Origin of the sequence: Janthinobacterium sp. CG3, from assembly GCF_000344615.1 — a bacterium.
Lineage (GTDB): Bacteria > Pseudomonadota > Gammaproteobacteria > Burkholderiales > Burkholderiaceae_D > Janthinobacterium.
This window is the reverse complement of sequence record NZ_KB467824.1, coordinates 2,080,047-2,094,866: the sequence shown is the minus strand read 5'-3', so window position 1 is coordinate 2,094,866 and position 14,820 is coordinate 2,080,047. Positions and strand designations below refer to the sequence as shown.

Below are 14,820 nucleotides of genomic sequence, written 5' to 3'. Positions count from 1 at the left end.
TTGCCTCCTTACAGTTCGTAGCGTGTCAGCTTGCGCTGCACGAAAAAGAAGTACACGCCGACGCCGACCAGGATCACCAGGAACATCAGCGTGGCCACCGCCGCGCCCATCGTCGGGCTGCCGATCTGCGCCTGGTAGCCGAAGAAGGTGCGGTAGAAGAGGGTGCCGAGGATGTCGGTGGCGTAGTTCGGCCCGGCCAGCGCGCCCTTGACCGAATACACCAGGTCGAAGGCGTTGAAGTTGGCGACGAAGGTCAAAATCGTCACCAGCCCCAGCGTCGGCCAGATCAGCGGCAGCTTGATCTCCCAGAAAATGCGCAGGGCGCCGGCTCCCTCGGCGTGGGCCGCTTCGATGATCTCTTCGGGCACCGCCAGCAGCGCCGCGTAGATCAGCATCATCGGAATGCCGATGTACTGCCACACCGAGACCAGCGCGATGGTCAGCAGCGCGGTCGACTCCTGGCCCAGCCACGGCGCGAAGAAATCGGCCAGCCCGACGGCGCCCATCAGCGACTCGCCGACGCCCCACAGCGGCGACAGGATGAGTTGCCAGATGAAGCCGATGATGACGACCGACAGCAGCGTCGGCAGGAAAATCAGGGTGCGGTAGGTGCGCTCGCCCCGCAGGCCCTTCAGGCTGAACAGGGTGGCCAGCAGCAGGCCGATGGGGTTTTGCAGCAGCATGTGAATCAGGAAGAACTTCAGGTTGTTCCACATTGCGTTCCAGAACGCCTGCGACCATTGCGGATCGAGCAGGATGGTGGCGTAGTTGGACAGGCCGGCGAAGCTGTAGTGGCCGGACTCGCTGGTGGCGTAGAAGCCCAGGCGCAGGGTGTCGAGCAATGGCAGCGCGCTAAACAGCGAGTACACCAGCACCGCCGGCGCGAGAAACACAACCACATGCCATGGAAAAGCTCTTTTCACAGCTGTACTCCAAACGGAAGAAAAAACCGGCGGCGGCGCCGCCGGCAAAACCACGCCGTTGCCAGGCATGGGGGGAGGACGGGTGATGCTGCTAACTAAAGGTGCTGATCACTGCTGCGGCTTGTACCACTTGGCGAAGCCGGCTTGGATCTGCTTGGCGGCGTCCTTGCCGGCCATCTTGCCGTTCAGGACTTGCGCGTTGACGTTCCACAGCTCGTTTTCCATGCTAGGCTCGCCGCGGTTGAGCACCTGGGCGTTCAGGCGGATGGTCGAGGCGCAGGTGGAGCGCCACTCGATCATTTGCTTGGCGACCGGGTCCTTCACCGTAATCAGGTGGTTCGACAGCGAGAAGAAGCCGGTCACTTTGTTGGTGTAGATGTCGGCGAACTCCTGCGAGCCGAGCCAGGCCATGAACTTGTAGGCGTCGGCCTTGTTCTTCGACTTGGCGTTGACGGCCATGCCGATGTCGGTGTGGTCCGAGATGTAGCACTTGTCGCCGGCCTTGCGCACCGGCGGCGGGAACGCGCCCAGTTCCAGCGACGGGTCCTGGTTGAAGTACGAAATGTCCCACGAGCCGGTCGGGTAGATCGCCGCCTTGCCGAGCGCGAACTGGTTCTGGCTGTCGCCGTAGGTCTGGGCGCTGGCGCCCTTGCCCAGGTAGCTGCCGACCTTGGCTTCATAGTCCCAGGCCGCGACGAATTGCGGGTCGGTGAACTTGGCCTTGCCGGCGATGAGCGCCTGGCGGCCTTCCTCGCCTTTCCAATAGTTGGCGCCGATGCTGGTGAACATGACCTGGTTCGACTCCCACTGGTCGGCGGTGCCGAGCGCCAGCGGCGCGTACTTGCCGCTTTTCTTGACGGTTTCCAGCACCTTGAAGAAATCGGCCTCGGTCTTCGGCGCTTGCAGGTTCAGCTCCTTGAAGATCTTTTTGTTGTACAGGAAGCCGTGCATCACCGAGGCGATCGGCATGCAAAAGGTGTCCTTGCCGTTGTCGGTCTGCCAGGCCACCTTGGCAGAGGCCGGGAAATTTTCCATGCCGGTTTTGCCGTCGAGTTTGTCCAGGTGGCCGCGCTTGTACAGCGACAGCGAGACGTCGAACGGGCGGCAGGCCAGCAGGTCGCCGCCGGTGCCGCCGGCCAGGCGGGCGGTCAGGCTGGAGTCGTATTCGGTCGGCGCGGTCGGCGCGAACTTGACCTCGATGCCGGGGTTCTTCTTCTGGAAGGCCGGAATCAGCACGGTTTCCCACAGCGCCTTGTCGTCCACCCGCCAGCTCTCGATGGTCAGGGTACCGGCCTGGGCGCCGGTGGCGGTCAGCAGGGTGCCGAGCGCGGCGGCGCGAATCATACGAACGGATTGCATAGCTTATCTCCAGTGTTTTTTTTTTGGTGGCCTGCAGGGTTGGACGCGGTGTGGCGCGTTGCAGTGGACGGACAGTAGCACCCATGAAAATGTGACACCACCATCGTCACGCCGTTGTCATTGGACTATGTTATGTGTTTGATTTAATTGAACAAGTTGGCTAAAAGGGCGGAGGGCCCTGTTACAAAACTTTACGCAGCGCGACGTTGGCGGCGTTTCAGGCAGAGGCGTAAATCCGGGGTCAGACCCTCCGCGCCAAGGCGACACGTCTGAGCCCAGGGGTACGCCGTTGCTTGAAAGTGGGCGGCCCAACCCACGAACAGAAAGCGCAACAAAACCTTACGCTTCCTTACAAATCGGGACGCTTACTTACCCACCCAGACGGGTTCAGTTAAGCTATAGTCTGTCGCATAAAAAAAGGCGTATAACGGTGCGGACAGGGGACAAGAGAGTGATGCAATCACGCGTGATTGACCGACTACGCGCGCGCGCCGGTCGCGGTATGGCCTGGGCGCTGCTCGGCCTGAGCCTGATGGGGGCGGCGCGCGCCGAGTCGCTGCAGGTGCTGCACTGGCTGACCTCGGCCAGCGAGCGCAAGGCCGTCAACTCCCTGGTGACGCGGCTGGCCGCCGACAACATCGAATGGCGCGACGCCGCCATTCCCGGCGGCGCCGGCGTCGGCGCCAGCAAGGTGATGAAGAGCCGCGTCCTGGCCGGCAACTCGCCCGAGGCGATGCAGTTGATCGGCTTCAGCCTGGTCGAATGGGCCGAGCTTGGCCTGCTGCTGCAACTCGACGGCGTGGCGGCCAGCGGCAACTGGGGCGCGCAGATGTACCCGACCGCGTGGGCGCAGTTGCAGAACCGCGGCCACGTGATGGCCGCGCCGCTCGGCATCCACCGTATCAACACGCTGTTCTACAACCGCAAGGTGTTCAACCGGCTCGGCCTGCTGCCGCCCAAGACCTGGGCCGAGTTCGAGCGCGTCGCCGCGCAGTTGAAGCAGGGCGGCGTGACGCCGCTGGCGCAAAGCGCCGAGGCCTGGCAGGTGGCGACCTTGTTCGAGACGCTGGTGCTGGCGGAGGGCGGGCCGGCCTACTACCGCGAGCTGTTCGTGCAAATGAGCCCGGCGGCCTTCGCCGACGCGCGCCTGCTGCGCGCGCTCACGCGCCTGAAGTCGCTCAAGCAGTGGATGCCGCAGCCGCTGCGCGAGCGGCCGTGGAGCGAGGCGGCGCGCCAGTTCGCCGACGGCGAGGCGGGCATGTTCATCATGGGCGACTGGGTCAAGGGCGAGCTGAACGCCTGGGGCATCGCCACCGACGACGGCTTCGGCTGCGTCGCCGTGCCGGAGACCGCCAACTACCACCTCTACAGCATCGACACGCTGGCCATGTTCGCCGCCGACTACAAGCACCAGGCGGCGCAGGAAAAGCTGGCGCAGGTGGTGACGGCGGCGCCGGCGCAGTTCGAGTACAACCAGATCAAGGGCTCGATTTCGGTGCTGCGCGGCGCCGACCAGTCGAAAATGGACAGCTGCGCGCGCGCCTCGGCGCAGGCGTTCGGCCGCGGCGCAGCGCAGCAGGCGCCCAGCTTCGTGCACCGCATGGCCACCGACGAGGCCAGCAAGGACGCCATCATCGCCGAGGTGCAGCGCTTCTTCACCGGCGACCAGGTCAGCGCCGCCGACACCCAGCGGCGCATCGGCGCGATGGTGCAGGCGCTGACAAAACAAGGAAAGGGACGCGGCAATGGCACGTAAAATCCTCATCGTCGACGACGACCAGAAAACCCGGATGCTGCTCAAGGCCTATCTGGAAAAGAACCAGTACGAGGTGGCGCTGGCGCACAACGGCGAGGCCTTCCTGGCCGAGTTCCACCGCGGCGCCGCCGAGCTGTCGCTGGTGATCCTCGACGTGATGCTGCCCGACACGGACGGCTTCGCGTTGTGCAAAATCGTGCGGGCGCGCTCGAACGTACCGATCATCATGCTCACCGCCAGCTCCGACGAGACCGACCGCGTGGTCGGCCTGGAGCTGGGCGCCGACGACTACATCGCCAAGCCCTACAGCCCGCGCGAGCTGCTGGCGCGGATCAAGGCGATCCACCGCCGCGCCGGTCTCGACAACGCCGCCGCACCGCCGCGCTACTACCGCTTCGTCGGCTTCACGCTCGACACCGTCGAGCGCAGCGTCACCGACCCGTCCGGCGCGGCGGTGCCGCTGACGGGGCTCGACTTCCAGCTGCTGAAATACTTCGTCGAGCACCCGGGCGACATCCTCGACCGCAGCGCGCTGTGCGAGCAAACCCGCGGCCGCGACGCCGGCCCGCTGGACCGCTCGCTGGACGTGCAGATCAGCCGCCTGCGGCTGCGCCTGCACGACGACGGCAAACAGCCGCTGTTGATCAAGACCGTGCGCGGCGCCGGCTACGTGTTCTCGGCCGACGTCAGCAGCGCCCATGCCTGAGGCCAGCCGCTACGCGCGGGCGCTGGCCTGGCTGCTGCCGCAGTCGCTGCTGGGGCGGTTGTCGGTGGTGATGGTGGCCGGCGTGCTGCTAACGCAACTGGTGGGCAACCTGATCTGGGGCGCGCAGCTGCGCAAGGACGCCGAGGTCGAGGCGCGCATCGCCTCGCAGCACATCGCCCACAGCGCCGCCGGCACCGTGCGCTTCTTCCTCAGCCTGCCGGTCAACTACCGGCCCATCCTGATCCAGCAGTTCCGCGAAATGGGCGGCACGCGCTTTTTCGTCAACGTCAACCGCGCGCCGCTGGCGATCGCCGCCATCGAACCGCTGGCGCTGGCCGGCACCGTCGTCGACAACGTCGGCGCCACGCTCAAGGCCGACCTGCCGCAACTGGCCCATTACCAAGTCGCGCTGGCGTGGCCGGAGCAACTGACGGTGTCCGACAGCGGCTCCAAAATCGCCGACCTGCCGGCCAGCTGGGTCCAGCACATCCTGCTAGCGCAGCCGAACCCGGCGCCTATCCTGGTGATCCAGGCGGAACTGGAGCCGGGCAACTGGTTGTACCTGGCCGCGCTGATGCCGAACCCGTACTTCCTCGACAGCGGCAATCCGCTCTCGCGCGACCGGGTGCTGCTACAGGGACTGTCGCTGGCGGCGGTGCTGCTGCTGTCGATCCTGGTGGTGCGCTGGACCACGCGGCCGCTGGCGGCGCTGTCGGACGCCGCCGAAGCCTTCGGCAAGGGGGAGAATACGCCGGACTTGCCGGAAACCGGCAGCCGCGAATTCGTCAAGACGGCGCGTGCCTTCAGCGCCATGCGCGAGCGCATCCAACGCTATCTGGAAGACCGCGAGCGCCTGTTCGTGTCGATCTCGCACGACCTGCGCACGCCGATCACGCGCCTGAAGCTGCGCACCGAACTGCTCGACGACGACGACCTGCGCAATGAATTTCACGACGATTTGGACGAACTCGACATGATGGTCAAGGGCGCGCTGCAATGCGTCAAGGACAGCGACATCCACGAAAACGCCACCGAGGTGCGGCTCGACGCGCTGTTGCAGCGCATCGTCCGCGGCACCCAGCTGGGCGGACACCAGGTGCGCTTCACCGAGTGCGGCCTGAGCGTGACGGCCAAGCCGCTGGCGCTGAAGCGGGCCATCGGCAACCTGCTCGACAACGCGCTGTATTACGGGAAAACGGCGGAAATTTCGGCGCACCGCGAGGCCGGCCACGTCGCCATCCGCATCCGCGACCACGGCCCGGGCGTGCCGGAAGACGCCTTCGGCAGCCTGTTCCAGCCCTATGTGCGGCTGGAGCACGGGCGCGACCAGAACGCCGACGGCATGGGGCTGGGCCTCGGCATCGCCCGCAGCATCGTGCAGGCACACGGCGGCGAGCTGACGCTGCAGAACCACCCCGACGGCGGCCTGGTCGCCACCATCAGCCTGCCGGCTCAGTGAGCGTTACTGCGTCCGCGACCCGCCAACGCCCTACACCGCTTCGCGCAAGGCGCTGGGCGGGCGCGGCGACGCCATCAGCTCGCGGAACGCGGCCCAGCGCTGCGCCTTCGCCCGCTCCGGGTCCGACTCGGTGCTATGGCGCCGGATATACTCCCTGGCCATGTCTTCGCCCAGGTTATAGGTGATGACGTAGCCGCGCATGGCGTCGTAGAACTGCAGGCGCTGCGCCGCCTTTTCGGTCGGATACAGGCGCACGTTGACCAGCCACTCGATCGCCTGCGCGCGCGTCAAGTCGCCGGCCAGGTAGTGCATCGCGACGTCGTTGTCGACATAGTTGAGCTTTGCCAGCAGGCGGTTTAATTCGGCGTAGCGCGGCGCCAGACTGGCGTCGAGGCCGGCCAGCGGATACAGCACTTGCTGCTCGAAGGCCAGCCGCTCGTCCTCGCTGAACGCCAGCTCGATGCCATAGTTGGCGGTGCCCTCGGCGATCAGCGACTGCGGCGAAAACAGCGGGTAGACGCTGTATTCGAGCCAGCCCTTGGCGCGCATCAGGTCCTGCTCCAGCAGCACGTTGTAGACGTGGTGGCCGGGATAGGCCTCGTGGCAACCCAGGTCGACCGCGCGGTCGATATACACAGGCAAGTCGACGTTGATCTGGATGACGCTCTGGAAATTGCCCTTATACCAGTTGTAGCCGCTCCAGGGCTTGTCCGTGACCAGTTCGAGAACGAAGTTTTCACCCGGGGGCAGGGCGATGTATTCCAGCGTACGCTCGCGGCCGGCGCGGATCGCCGCATCCATCACGGCGCCGATTTTGTCGGGCGGGATCGCCAGTTGGCCGCGGAAAGCCTGCACCCGCTCGCTGACGGTGCCCGGCCCGGGCAGCAACTGCGCGATTTCCGCCACCAGATTCTCGTAATAGGCGCGCGGATGGTGCGGCGAAACGGCGTCGTACAGGCGTGCGGTTTCCTCGTCGAAGCCCAGTGCCGCGCCGCCCAGCATCTCCAGGCGCGCCAGCATTGAGCGCAATTGCTTGCCGAGGCAGGCGGCGCGCCACACCTCGTCGCGCCGCGTGGGGTGCTGCTCCGACAGCAGCCGCAGCGCGGCGTCCACGCCGGCGCGAATGGTGGCCAGATCCTGAGGCTGGCGCTGTGCCTCATGCTGCCACTGCGGCGGGCCGTAATAGGCGTCGACATAGGCGGCGTCGTGCTGGCCGATGGCCAGCGCCGATTTGACGTAGCGTTCGGCGACGGCGTCGAGCGCCGTCGGCGTCCGCTGGCCGGGGATGGCGTTTGCGCCGGCATCATCCTTCTGAACGTCAGTCACTATCTCTTCCCCCGTGAATACATCGATTCTCAAAGTATAGTGGATTGTGTCACTGCATCGCCGTCCTGACTAACTGCACATGGCGTTCGCTGACCGGCACCTGGGCGCCGCAGCGCAGCGTGAGCAGATAGCAGCCATCGCCTGCCACTACCAGAGTCGCGAGTTGTGCGCGCCGGACGATGGCGCGGCGATGCACGCGCAGGAACTGCGCGGGGTCCAGGTGCGGCTCCAGGCGGCTGAGCGCGACCCGGTGCAGCAGGCTGTGCCCGGCGGTGTGGAGGTGGACGTAGTTGCCGGCCGATTCGATCCATTGTATGTTGCCGACGCTGACCTGGTCGATGCGGCCGACCGAGCGTACGCTGATTTGCTCCAAATAGGGCGAGGCGGCGGCGCCGACATATCCCCGCAGCGCCTCGCCATAGGCCCGGCGCTGGCGCTGCGCGAGCATGGCCGCGGCCCGTTGCACCGCTTGCGCCAGGCGCGCGTCGTCGACCGGCTTGAGCAAATAGTCGAGCGCATGCACTTCGAATGCCGCGATCGCGTGGACGCTGTGCGCGGTGACGAAGATAATCAGCGGCGGCTCCGTTTGCAAGCTCAAGGCGCGCGCCAGCGACAATCCGGTCTCCTGCGGCATTTGGATATCGAGGAAGACGACATCGATTTCCAGGCTCGCCAGCGCCTCGCGCGCGCTCGCGGCACTGGCGCATTCGGCGACGATGGCGCATTCCGGGTGCGCCGCCAGCGAATAGCGTAGGTTCACCCGGCCGGGTTCCTCGTCGTCGACGATCAGCAGGCGCATCGGCGTGGCCTCAGTCGGCCACGGTGAGGGGCATGCGGATTTCGACCAGGAAGCGCTCGGCGCGCAACTCGGTGTGCAGCGAGGCCGCGGCGCTGCTCAGCTTCAGGCGTAAGCGGGTGTTGCGCAGGCCGAGTCCCATGCCGGGATTGGGCGATACGTGCCGGCTGACCGGATTCGATACGCTGATCAGCACGTCCTTGCCGCTGCGCGCGAACGACAGCCGGATGTCGCTCGAGCCGCCATGGCAATCGAGGTCGTGGCGCAGGGCGTTTTCGATCAGCGGTTGCAGCAGCAGGGGCGGGCAGTCGCCGCCCTGGACGACGTCGTCGTCGCCTTCGATGTGGAATTGCAGGCGTTCGCCGTAGCGCAGCGCTTGCAACGCCAGGTAGTCGCGGACGAATTGCAGTTCTTCGGCAATGGTCACCGTGTCACGCAAGCTGGCCGACAAGGCGTAACGCAGCAGGTCGCTCAGGCGGCTGATGCCGGTCAGCGCGACGCTCTTGTCGCCGGTACGCACCAGCGCGCTGATCGCATTGAGCGCGTTGAAGATGAAATGCGGTTCCAGTTGGGCGCGCAAGGACAGCATGCGCTGCTGCTCCAGCGCCAGGTGCAGGTTCAGGTTGTCGGTCTGTGAGCGCTGCCACGCCAGCTCGCGCGCCTTGGCGCGGCGCCAGTTGCCCATGGCGACCATCGCCAGGAAGGTGCCGGTCATCCAGGCGAACTCGGTGAACCCGTCGAACTTGCTCATGCCCAGCAGCGCTTGCCAGGCGCTGTCCAGCGTCACGCCGCCGCCTTTGTTGTGCAAACTCACGGCCGCCACGAACAGCCATTCGCCGGGCAGGAATAACAGCAACAATCCCGCATAGATCAACGTCGCCCGGCGCTTGCTGTCGAACAGTGCCGGCCAGCGCGTCAGGGCAAGGCTGAGGCCGGCGCTAAATATCATCATCGGCACGTGGAAAACCCACCAGCGCTCGAAATAGTTGAGATAGCTTTCCGGTGCGCCCGCGCGCACATGGTCGTTGTAGGAGGCGAGTGCGCCGGCCGCGCAGATGCCGGTCCACGCCAGCACGTTCGTCAGGATGGTATGGATGCGGCTGCGCCATGCGGCAAGCGCGACGGTTGGGTTGGAGATCGGCGGCGGGTTCATTGATGGCGAGTATACCAGCGCTATTCGCTGCCACCGGGGGCCCGCCGGGAACTCGTCACGCCGTACCGGCGTTTCATCACTTCGCTGCTGCGTGGGCGCCAATGGCGGCGTCATACTGGCGACCGCACCGTTCACCCACATAGAGAAATACAGAATCCGCCATGGCATTTCAGAAGCAAGTCGTTTTTTCCGCCGTTCTCGGCGCGCTGTGTTCCGCGGCGCAGCCGCAACAGATCCCGTCGACGGATGCGGCGCCGATGGCGACGGTGGAGATCGTCGGCCCTGGCGCTCTGGCGCGGCGACAGGGCGACACCACGGCGAAACTGGTCGTCAGCCGTGCCGATATCGACCGTTACGGCGATACCAGCTTGTCGGATGTGCTCAAGCGCCTGCCCGGCGTGACCGTCTCCGGCGACATCCGCGTGCGCGGCCTCGGCAACGGTTATACCCAGATCCTCGTCAACGGCGACCCCGTTCCGAACGGTTTTTCCATCGATTCCATTTCGCCGGAACTGATCGAACGGGTCGAGCTGCTGCGCGCGCCGACGGTCGAATACGCGGCGCAAGCGATCGCCGGCACGATCAATATCGTGTTGAGAAAAGCGGGCGCCAAGCGCCAGCGCGAAGCCAAGCTGGGCGCCGTCAGCGACCGCGCCGGCACCACGCCTAACGTGTCGCTGCAGCTCACCGACCGCCTCGCCGGCTTGTCGTACAGCGTCGGCGGCGTGGCAAAGCAGGACAAGGTGTCGGAACCGGGCGGGCGGGAACAGCTTGCGGGCGCCGGCCCGGACGGCATCGTCGATCTGCGGCGCGAGTCGCGCTACCAATATAACATTATCAACCGCTCGCTGGCGTTGGCGCCGCGTCTTCAATGGACGCTGGATAACGCGGACACGCTGACCTCGCAAAGCTTGGTGGAACTGAGCGACTCGAAGCGGCACGGCAGCAGCGTCGAAACGACCCTGCTGGGCGCTCCCAGCGACTACCCGGTCAACTCCTTCGCCGCCGACAACCGCGTCGACACGGTACGCAGCGATATCGCCTGGACGCACAGCGGCGCGGACGGGGCCCGCCTCGACGTCAAGCTCGGCATTATTCACAACAGGCGCAAGATCCATTACGTCTTTCTGGGCGCCGCGGCGAATGGCGCGCGCGGGCTAGACAGGACCGTCGACTCCGAGGCGCGCGACGACCAGCTGACGTCGAGCGGCAAGTATGCGGCTCCCTTCTTCACGGGGCACAGCCTGGTGGCCGGCTGGGACGGTTCCCTTACCAGGCGCGGCGAATACCGTTTGCAGCACGACGTTGATGGCTTCGGCGTGGCGCGGGGCGACCTGGATGAAAACTACGACGCCAGGGTGAAACGGCTGGCGTTCTTCGTGCAGGACGAATGGGATATCACGCCGCGCTGGCAGATGTATCTGGGCCTGCGCTGGGAAGGGCTGTACACGGATAGCTTGAGCAATGTCGTGCTCCCGGTCCACAACCGCTCCGGGGTATGGAGTCCGGTGCTGCAAACGCTGTGGAAGCTGCCGGGCAGCGAAAAAGACCAAGTCCGCCTTGCCCTGACGCGCAGTTACAAGGCCCCGACGACGCCCAGCCTGATCCCGCGGCGCTACACCGCGAATAACGATAACGGCCCCACCAATCCGGACCGGCAGGGCAATCCGCAATTGCGTCCCGAGCTGGCCTGGGGCTTGGACGCCGCTTTCGAGCATTACTTCGCCAAGTCCGGCATGCTCAGCGTCAGCGCATTCGTCCGGCGCGTCAAGGATGTCACCGTCGAGCGCCTGTACCGGGAAAACGGCGTGTGGATCGCCAGCCCCGTCAACGATGGCAACGCCTCGGTGCGTGGTATCGAATTCGAGGTGGCGTTGCCGCTGGCGCCGCCGGTCGACGTCAAGTTCAACCTGTCGCGCAACTGGTCGGCGCTGGATTCGGTGCCCGGCCCGAACAACCGCCTGGGCGGGCAAACGCCGTTCAGCGCCAACGTCGGTCTGGATTACCGCGTCGACGCGCGGCTGAGCGCGGGCGGCAATTACGGCTTCAAGAGCGCGGCGGCTGTCAGCGTGTCGGCTTTCCTCAGCAATGGGGGCTCGCCGACGCGGACGCTGGACCTGTATGGCCTGATGAAATTTTCACCGTTGACGCAATTGCGCGCCTCGGCCTTCAACTTGCTGCGCCAGGACAGCTACAGCGCAAGCTATTACGCGGACGACGGCGGCGCCACGCTGCGCAGCGCACGCTCGCGCAGCAACCGCGGCCTGCGTCTCACGCTGGAGCACAGGTATTAACGCTATGCGGCTTAGAACTCGACCGGGCGCTGCTCGCGCATCGCCTGCGTCATGGCCAGGCCGATGCGGGTCGCCTCGGTGGCGTCGTGCAGCGTCAGCGACAGCTGGCGCAGGCCCAGCGCGGCGTCGGTGAATTCCTGCGCCTCAACCAGAAAGGCGTCGCTGAAGCGCGCGTAAAAATCGGGCGTGCATTCGTTGCGCACGCCGTGCCGGTCGGAGATCTCGACGCGGTTCAGGCGCGGGTTGCTGCCCACGCTCAGGCGCCCGGCGGTGCCGAACACCTCGGTGAGCGTCTCGTGGCCGTGCGCCATCGTGCGCGAGGCCATGAACGAGGCGATGCTGCCGTCGGCGAACTCCACCGTACCCAAACCGTTGTCGACGTCGCCAAATGCGCTCAGGCCGGTATGGATGGCGTTGGTGCCGCTGGCGTAGACGCGTTTCGGCGCCGGATTGCCCAGCAGCCAGCGCGCCAGGTCGATATCGTGCACGCTGCAGTCGAGGAAAATGCCGCCGCTGGTCGGCGCGAAGCGCATGAAGGCGCCGCTCGGGTCGTTCTGGTCGCAGGTCTGCGAGCGGATCAGATACGGTTTGCCGACCATGCCTTGCTGGATCTTCTGGTGGGCGTCGTGATAACTGGCGTCGAAGCGGCGCACGAAACCGATCATGATGGTCAAATGCGGATGGCGGGCGGCCTCGGCCTCGACCTTCAGGCAGTCGGCCAGATCGAGCGACAGCGGCTTCTCGCAAAACACATGCTTGCCGGCGCGCAGCGCCTCGATGATCTGGTCGGCGTGCAGCGACGTCGGCGTCACCAGGAACACCGCGTCCAGGCCGGGGTGGGCGAGCAGGGCGCTGTAATCGGCGTAACCCTGCGTGATACCCAGCGTGGTCGCGGCCCAGTCCAGTTCGGCCGGCAGCGGGCTGCAGGCGGCAACCACCTCGGCGTTCGGCACGCGCTGCGCCAGATTGACGGCGTGGCGCTGGCCCAGCCGGCCGAGGCCGACTATACCGATATTCAATTTCTTCTTCTGCATGACAGTCTCCGTCTATAAATTACAAATTCAACACAATGGGGGCGCCCCAGGGGTGTTGCGTTACAGGGTGACGACGCGGTTTTCGCGCCAGGAGGTGGTTGCCGCTTCGGCCAGTTCCAGCGCTTTCAGGCCGTCTTGTACGGTCGTGCGCAGCGCCGTGCCGTTGGTCAGGGCGTCGAAGAAGTGCGCCATTTCGTTGGCGTAGGCGACGCGGTAGCGCTCCAGGAAGAAGTGCTCGGGCTTGTCTTCGCTGACGCTGGCGCCGTTGTGCAGCACCACTTCGGTCGGTTTGTGGTTGCCGGCCTGGAGCATGCCTTCGCTGCCCAGCACTTCGAAGCGCTGGTCGTAGCCGTAGGCCGCGCGCCGGCTGGTGTTGATCTGGCACAGGCGGCCCTTGGCGGTGCGGATGGTCACGGCCGTGCAGTCGAGGTCGCCCGCCGCGCCGATCGCCGGGTCGGTCAGGCAGCTGCCGGTGGCGTGCACGCTGACGGCTTCGTCGTCGAGGATCCAGCGGAAGATGTCGAAGTCGTGGATCAGCATGTCTTTGAAGATGCCGCCAGAGCTTTCGATGTAGCTGACCGGCGGCGCGCCCGGGTCGCGGCTGGTGACGACGAGCATTTCCGGCACGCCGATCTCGCCCGCGGCTATGCGCGCCTTGACGGCGGCGAAGGTCGGGTCGTAGCGGCGCTGGAAGCCGATCATGCACAGCACGCCCGCTTCGGCCACCGCCGCGGCGCAGGCGCGCGCCCGCGCCACCGTCAGGTCGACCGGTTTTTCGCAGAAGATCGCCTTGCCGGCCGCCGCCGAACGCTGGATCAAGTCGGAGTGGGTGTCGCTGCTGGAGGCGATGACCACGGCTTTGATGGCCGGGTCGGCCAGCGCTTCGGCGACGCTGGCGGCGCGCCCGCCGTGCTGCGCGGCCAACGCCAGGGCCGCCTCGGCGTTGACGTCGACCACGTATTTGAACCGCACGCCCGGCTGGGCGGCGAGGTTGGCGGCGTGGATTTTGCCGATGCGGCCGGCGCCGAACAGTGCTACTTCAATCATTGTCTTCTCCTGGTTGTTTGATTTCTTCGATGTCTAACTCAAGTTTGTAGGCCAGCGCGATGAACAGCGCCTGGCACAGGCAAATGGTGCTGGTGAGCGAGCGGAAGGCGAAGGCGCTGCCTTCGGTCACGGTCAGCAGCGCGTCGGCGGTGCGCGCCAGCGGCGCCAGTTTGCTGTCGGTGATGACCAGCACCTTGGCGCCGTTGTCGTGCGCCAGCCTGGCGCATTGCTGGGTTTCCTTGCCGTAGGGCGCGAAGCTGATGGCGATGGCCACGTCGCCGCCGCGGATGCTGCGCATCTGCTCGCGGTGCATGCCGCCCAGCCCGGACACCAGGTGCACCCGCTTGGCGGTGTGTTCCAGCGCGTAGGCGATGTAGGAGGCGATCGGGAACGAGCGCCGCACGCCGACGACGTAGATGTTGTCGGCCTTTTGCAGCAAGGTCACGGCCGCCTCCAACTGGGCGTCGTCGAGTCCGGCGGCGAGGTCGTCGAGGCCGTCGCGGCTGGCGCCGACGAATTCGCGCGTCATGTCGCCGACGCTGATTTTGTCGTCGCGCGTGTCGATGAGCTTGCGGATGCGCTGCTGGTAGTTCGGCGTCGCGCTGGCCTGCTCGGTGTAGGCCTGGCGGAACACGTCCTGCATTTCGCTAAAGCCGGAGTAGCCGAAGCGCTGGGCGAAGCGGACGATGGCCGACGGTTGCACGTCGCAGGCGCCGGCGATGTCGCTGATGCGCTCAAGCATCAGGCTGGCGCGGTGCTTCTCTACGTATTGGGCGATCACCTTCAACTGGCGCGACAGCGCGTCGTATTCGTCGGCGATGTGTTGCATTAGTTTGTCGATCGGGGCGGTTTCGGCCATGGCTTACCTTTCTGCTGTTCTGGCAATAATTATAGGGCCGTTCCGACAAAATAGAAACGATTTTCTATTTCAAATTATTTTGAAAATTTAATTGCATTTCGGTTTTTT

The 14,820-nt window shown here is 65.6% G+C and carries 12 protein-coding genes; 4 read left to right on the top strand and 8 right to left on the bottom strand.

Features of this window, described 5'->3' with window-relative positions:
- Positions 1-8: 8 nt before the first annotated feature.
- Entirely contained in the window at positions 9-923 is a 915-nt protein-coding gene (locus tag JANGC3_RS0109000) for a carbohydrate ABC transporter permease (RefSeq protein WP_026132754.1), read from the bottom strand.
- Between the two features lie 108 nt (positions 924-1,031).
- The gene (locus JANGC3_RS0108995) at positions 1,032-2,282 is read right to left on the bottom strand and encodes an ABC transporter substrate-binding protein (RefSeq protein WP_026132753.1); all 1,251 of its coding nucleotides are present in this window, start codon (positions 2,280-2,282) and stop codon (positions 1,032-1,034) included.
- Positions 2,283-2,748: 466 nt separating this feature from the next.
- On the opposite strand from JANGC3_RS0108995, the gene JANGC3_RS28895 reads away from it, so the two are divergent.
- From JANGC3_RS28895 to JANGC3_RS0108980, 3 genes are read left to right on the top strand one after another with little or no spacing between them, the layout of a single operon-like run.
- Positions 2,749-4,038: an ABC transporter substrate-binding protein gene (locus JANGC3_RS28895; RefSeq protein ID WP_232429681.1), complete on the top strand. Its 1,290-nt coding sequence runs from the start codon at positions 2,749-2,751 to the stop codon at positions 4,036-4,038.
- Positions 4,028-4,744 (top strand): response regulator, encoded by a 717-nt coding sequence (locus JANGC3_RS0108985; RefSeq protein WP_017876157.1) that lies wholly within the window; start codon positions 4,028-4,030, stop codon positions 4,742-4,744. Before JANGC3_RS28895 ends, JANGC3_RS0108985 begins: the two co-directional genes overlap by 11 nt.
- On the top strand, positions 4,737-6,203 hold the full coding sequence (locus JANGC3_RS0108980) for an ATP-binding protein (RefSeq protein ID WP_017876156.1): 1,467 nt from the start codon (positions 4,737-4,739) through the stop codon (positions 6,201-6,203). The genes JANGC3_RS0108985 and JANGC3_RS0108980 overlap by 8 nt, the downstream gene beginning before the upstream one ends.
- Before the next feature lie 30 nt (positions 6,204-6,233).
- Here JANGC3_RS0108980 and JANGC3_RS0108975 read toward each other — a convergent pair whose 3' ends face one another.
- From JANGC3_RS0108975 to JANGC3_RS0108965, 3 genes are read right to left on the bottom strand one after another with little or no spacing between them, the layout of a single operon-like run.
- Positions 6,234-7,529: a hypothetical protein gene (locus tag JANGC3_RS0108975; RefSeq protein WP_017876155.1), complete on the bottom strand. Its 1,296-nt coding sequence runs from the start codon at positions 7,527-7,529 to the stop codon at positions 6,234-6,236.
- A 49-nt stretch (positions 7,530-7,578) separates the two neighbouring features.
- On the bottom strand, positions 7,579-8,328 hold the full coding sequence (locus tag JANGC3_RS0108970) for a LytR/AlgR family response regulator transcription factor (protein ID WP_017876154.1): 750 nt from the start codon (positions 8,326-8,328) through the stop codon (positions 7,579-7,581).
- A 10-nt stretch (positions 8,329-8,338) separates the two neighbouring features.
- The gene (locus JANGC3_RS0108965; protein WP_017876153.1) at positions 8,339-9,478 is read right to left on the bottom strand and encodes a sensor histidine kinase; all 1,140 of its coding nucleotides are present in this window, start codon (positions 9,476-9,478) and stop codon (positions 8,339-8,341) included.
- A gap of 161 nt (positions 9,479-9,639) precedes the next feature.
- Between JANGC3_RS0108965 and JANGC3_RS0108960 the strand changes: the two genes are divergently transcribed.
- Positions 9,640-11,772, top strand: a complete 2,133-nt coding sequence (locus JANGC3_RS0108960) for a TonB-dependent receptor plug domain-containing protein (RefSeq protein ID WP_017876152.1) — start codon at positions 9,640-9,642, stop codon at positions 11,770-11,772.
- Between the two features lie 11 nt (positions 11,773-11,783).
- On the opposite strand, the gene JANGC3_RS0108955 is transcribed toward JANGC3_RS0108960, so the two are convergent.
- Genes JANGC3_RS0108955 through JANGC3_RS0108945 form a run of 3 tightly spaced genes read right to left on the bottom strand, consistent with a single transcriptional unit; the run spans position 11,784 to position 14,712 of the window.
- The gene (locus JANGC3_RS0108955) at positions 11,784-12,806 is read right to left on the bottom strand and encodes a Gfo/Idh/MocA family oxidoreductase (protein WP_017876151.1); all 1,023 of its coding nucleotides are present in this window, start codon (positions 12,804-12,806) and stop codon (positions 11,784-11,786) included.
- 60 nt (positions 12,807-12,866) lie between these two features.
- Positions 12,867-13,853 carry an inositol 2-dehydrogenase gene (iolG, locus tag JANGC3_RS0108950; protein ID WP_017876150.1) on the bottom strand — a complete coding sequence of 329 codons (987 nt, stop codon included), beginning with the start codon at positions 13,851-13,853 and terminating at the stop codon, positions 12,867-12,869.
- Positions 13,846-14,712 (bottom strand): MurR/RpiR family transcriptional regulator, encoded by an 867-nt coding sequence (locus JANGC3_RS0108945; protein ID WP_017876149.1) that lies wholly within the window; start codon positions 14,710-14,712, stop codon positions 13,846-13,848. Before JANGC3_RS0108945 ends, iolG begins: the two co-directional genes overlap by 8 nt.
- Positions 14,713-14,820: the final 108 nt, after the last annotated feature.

Coding starts and splice junctions, on each gene's coding strand:
- JANGC3_RS0108995 (WP_026132753.1), bottom strand. CDS start 2,282: ATGCAATCCGTTCGTATGATTCGCGCCGCCGCGCTCGGCACCCTGCTG.
- JANGC3_RS0108985 (WP_017876157.1), top strand. CDS start 4,028: ATGGCACGTAAAATCCTCATCGTCGACGACGACCAGAAAACCCGGATG.
- JANGC3_RS0108980 (WP_017876156.1), top strand. CDS start 4,737: ATGCCTGAGGCCAGCCGCTACGCGCGGGCGCTGGCCTGGCTGCTGCCG.
- JANGC3_RS0108970 (WP_017876154.1), bottom strand. CDS start 8,328: ATGCGCCTGCTGATCGTCGACGACGAGGAACCCGGCCGGGTGAACCTA.
- JANGC3_RS0108965 (WP_017876153.1), bottom strand. CDS start 9,478: ATGAACCCGCCGCCGATCTCCAACCCAACCGTCGCGCTTGCCGCATGG.
- JANGC3_RS0108960 (WP_017876152.1), top strand. CDS start 9,640: ATGGCATTTCAGAAGCAAGTCGTTTTTTCCGCCGTTCTCGGCGCGCTG.
- JANGC3_RS0108955 (WP_017876151.1), bottom strand. CDS start 12,806: ATGCAGAAGAAGAAATTGAATATCGGTATAGTCGGCCTCGGCCGGCTG.
- iolG (WP_017876150.1), bottom strand. CDS start 13,853: ATGATTGAAGTAGCACTGTTCGGCGCCGGCCGCATCGGCAAAATCCAC.
- JANGC3_RS0108945 (WP_017876149.1), bottom strand. CDS start 14,712: ATGGCCGAAACCGCCCCGATCGACAAACTAATGCAACACATCGCCGAC.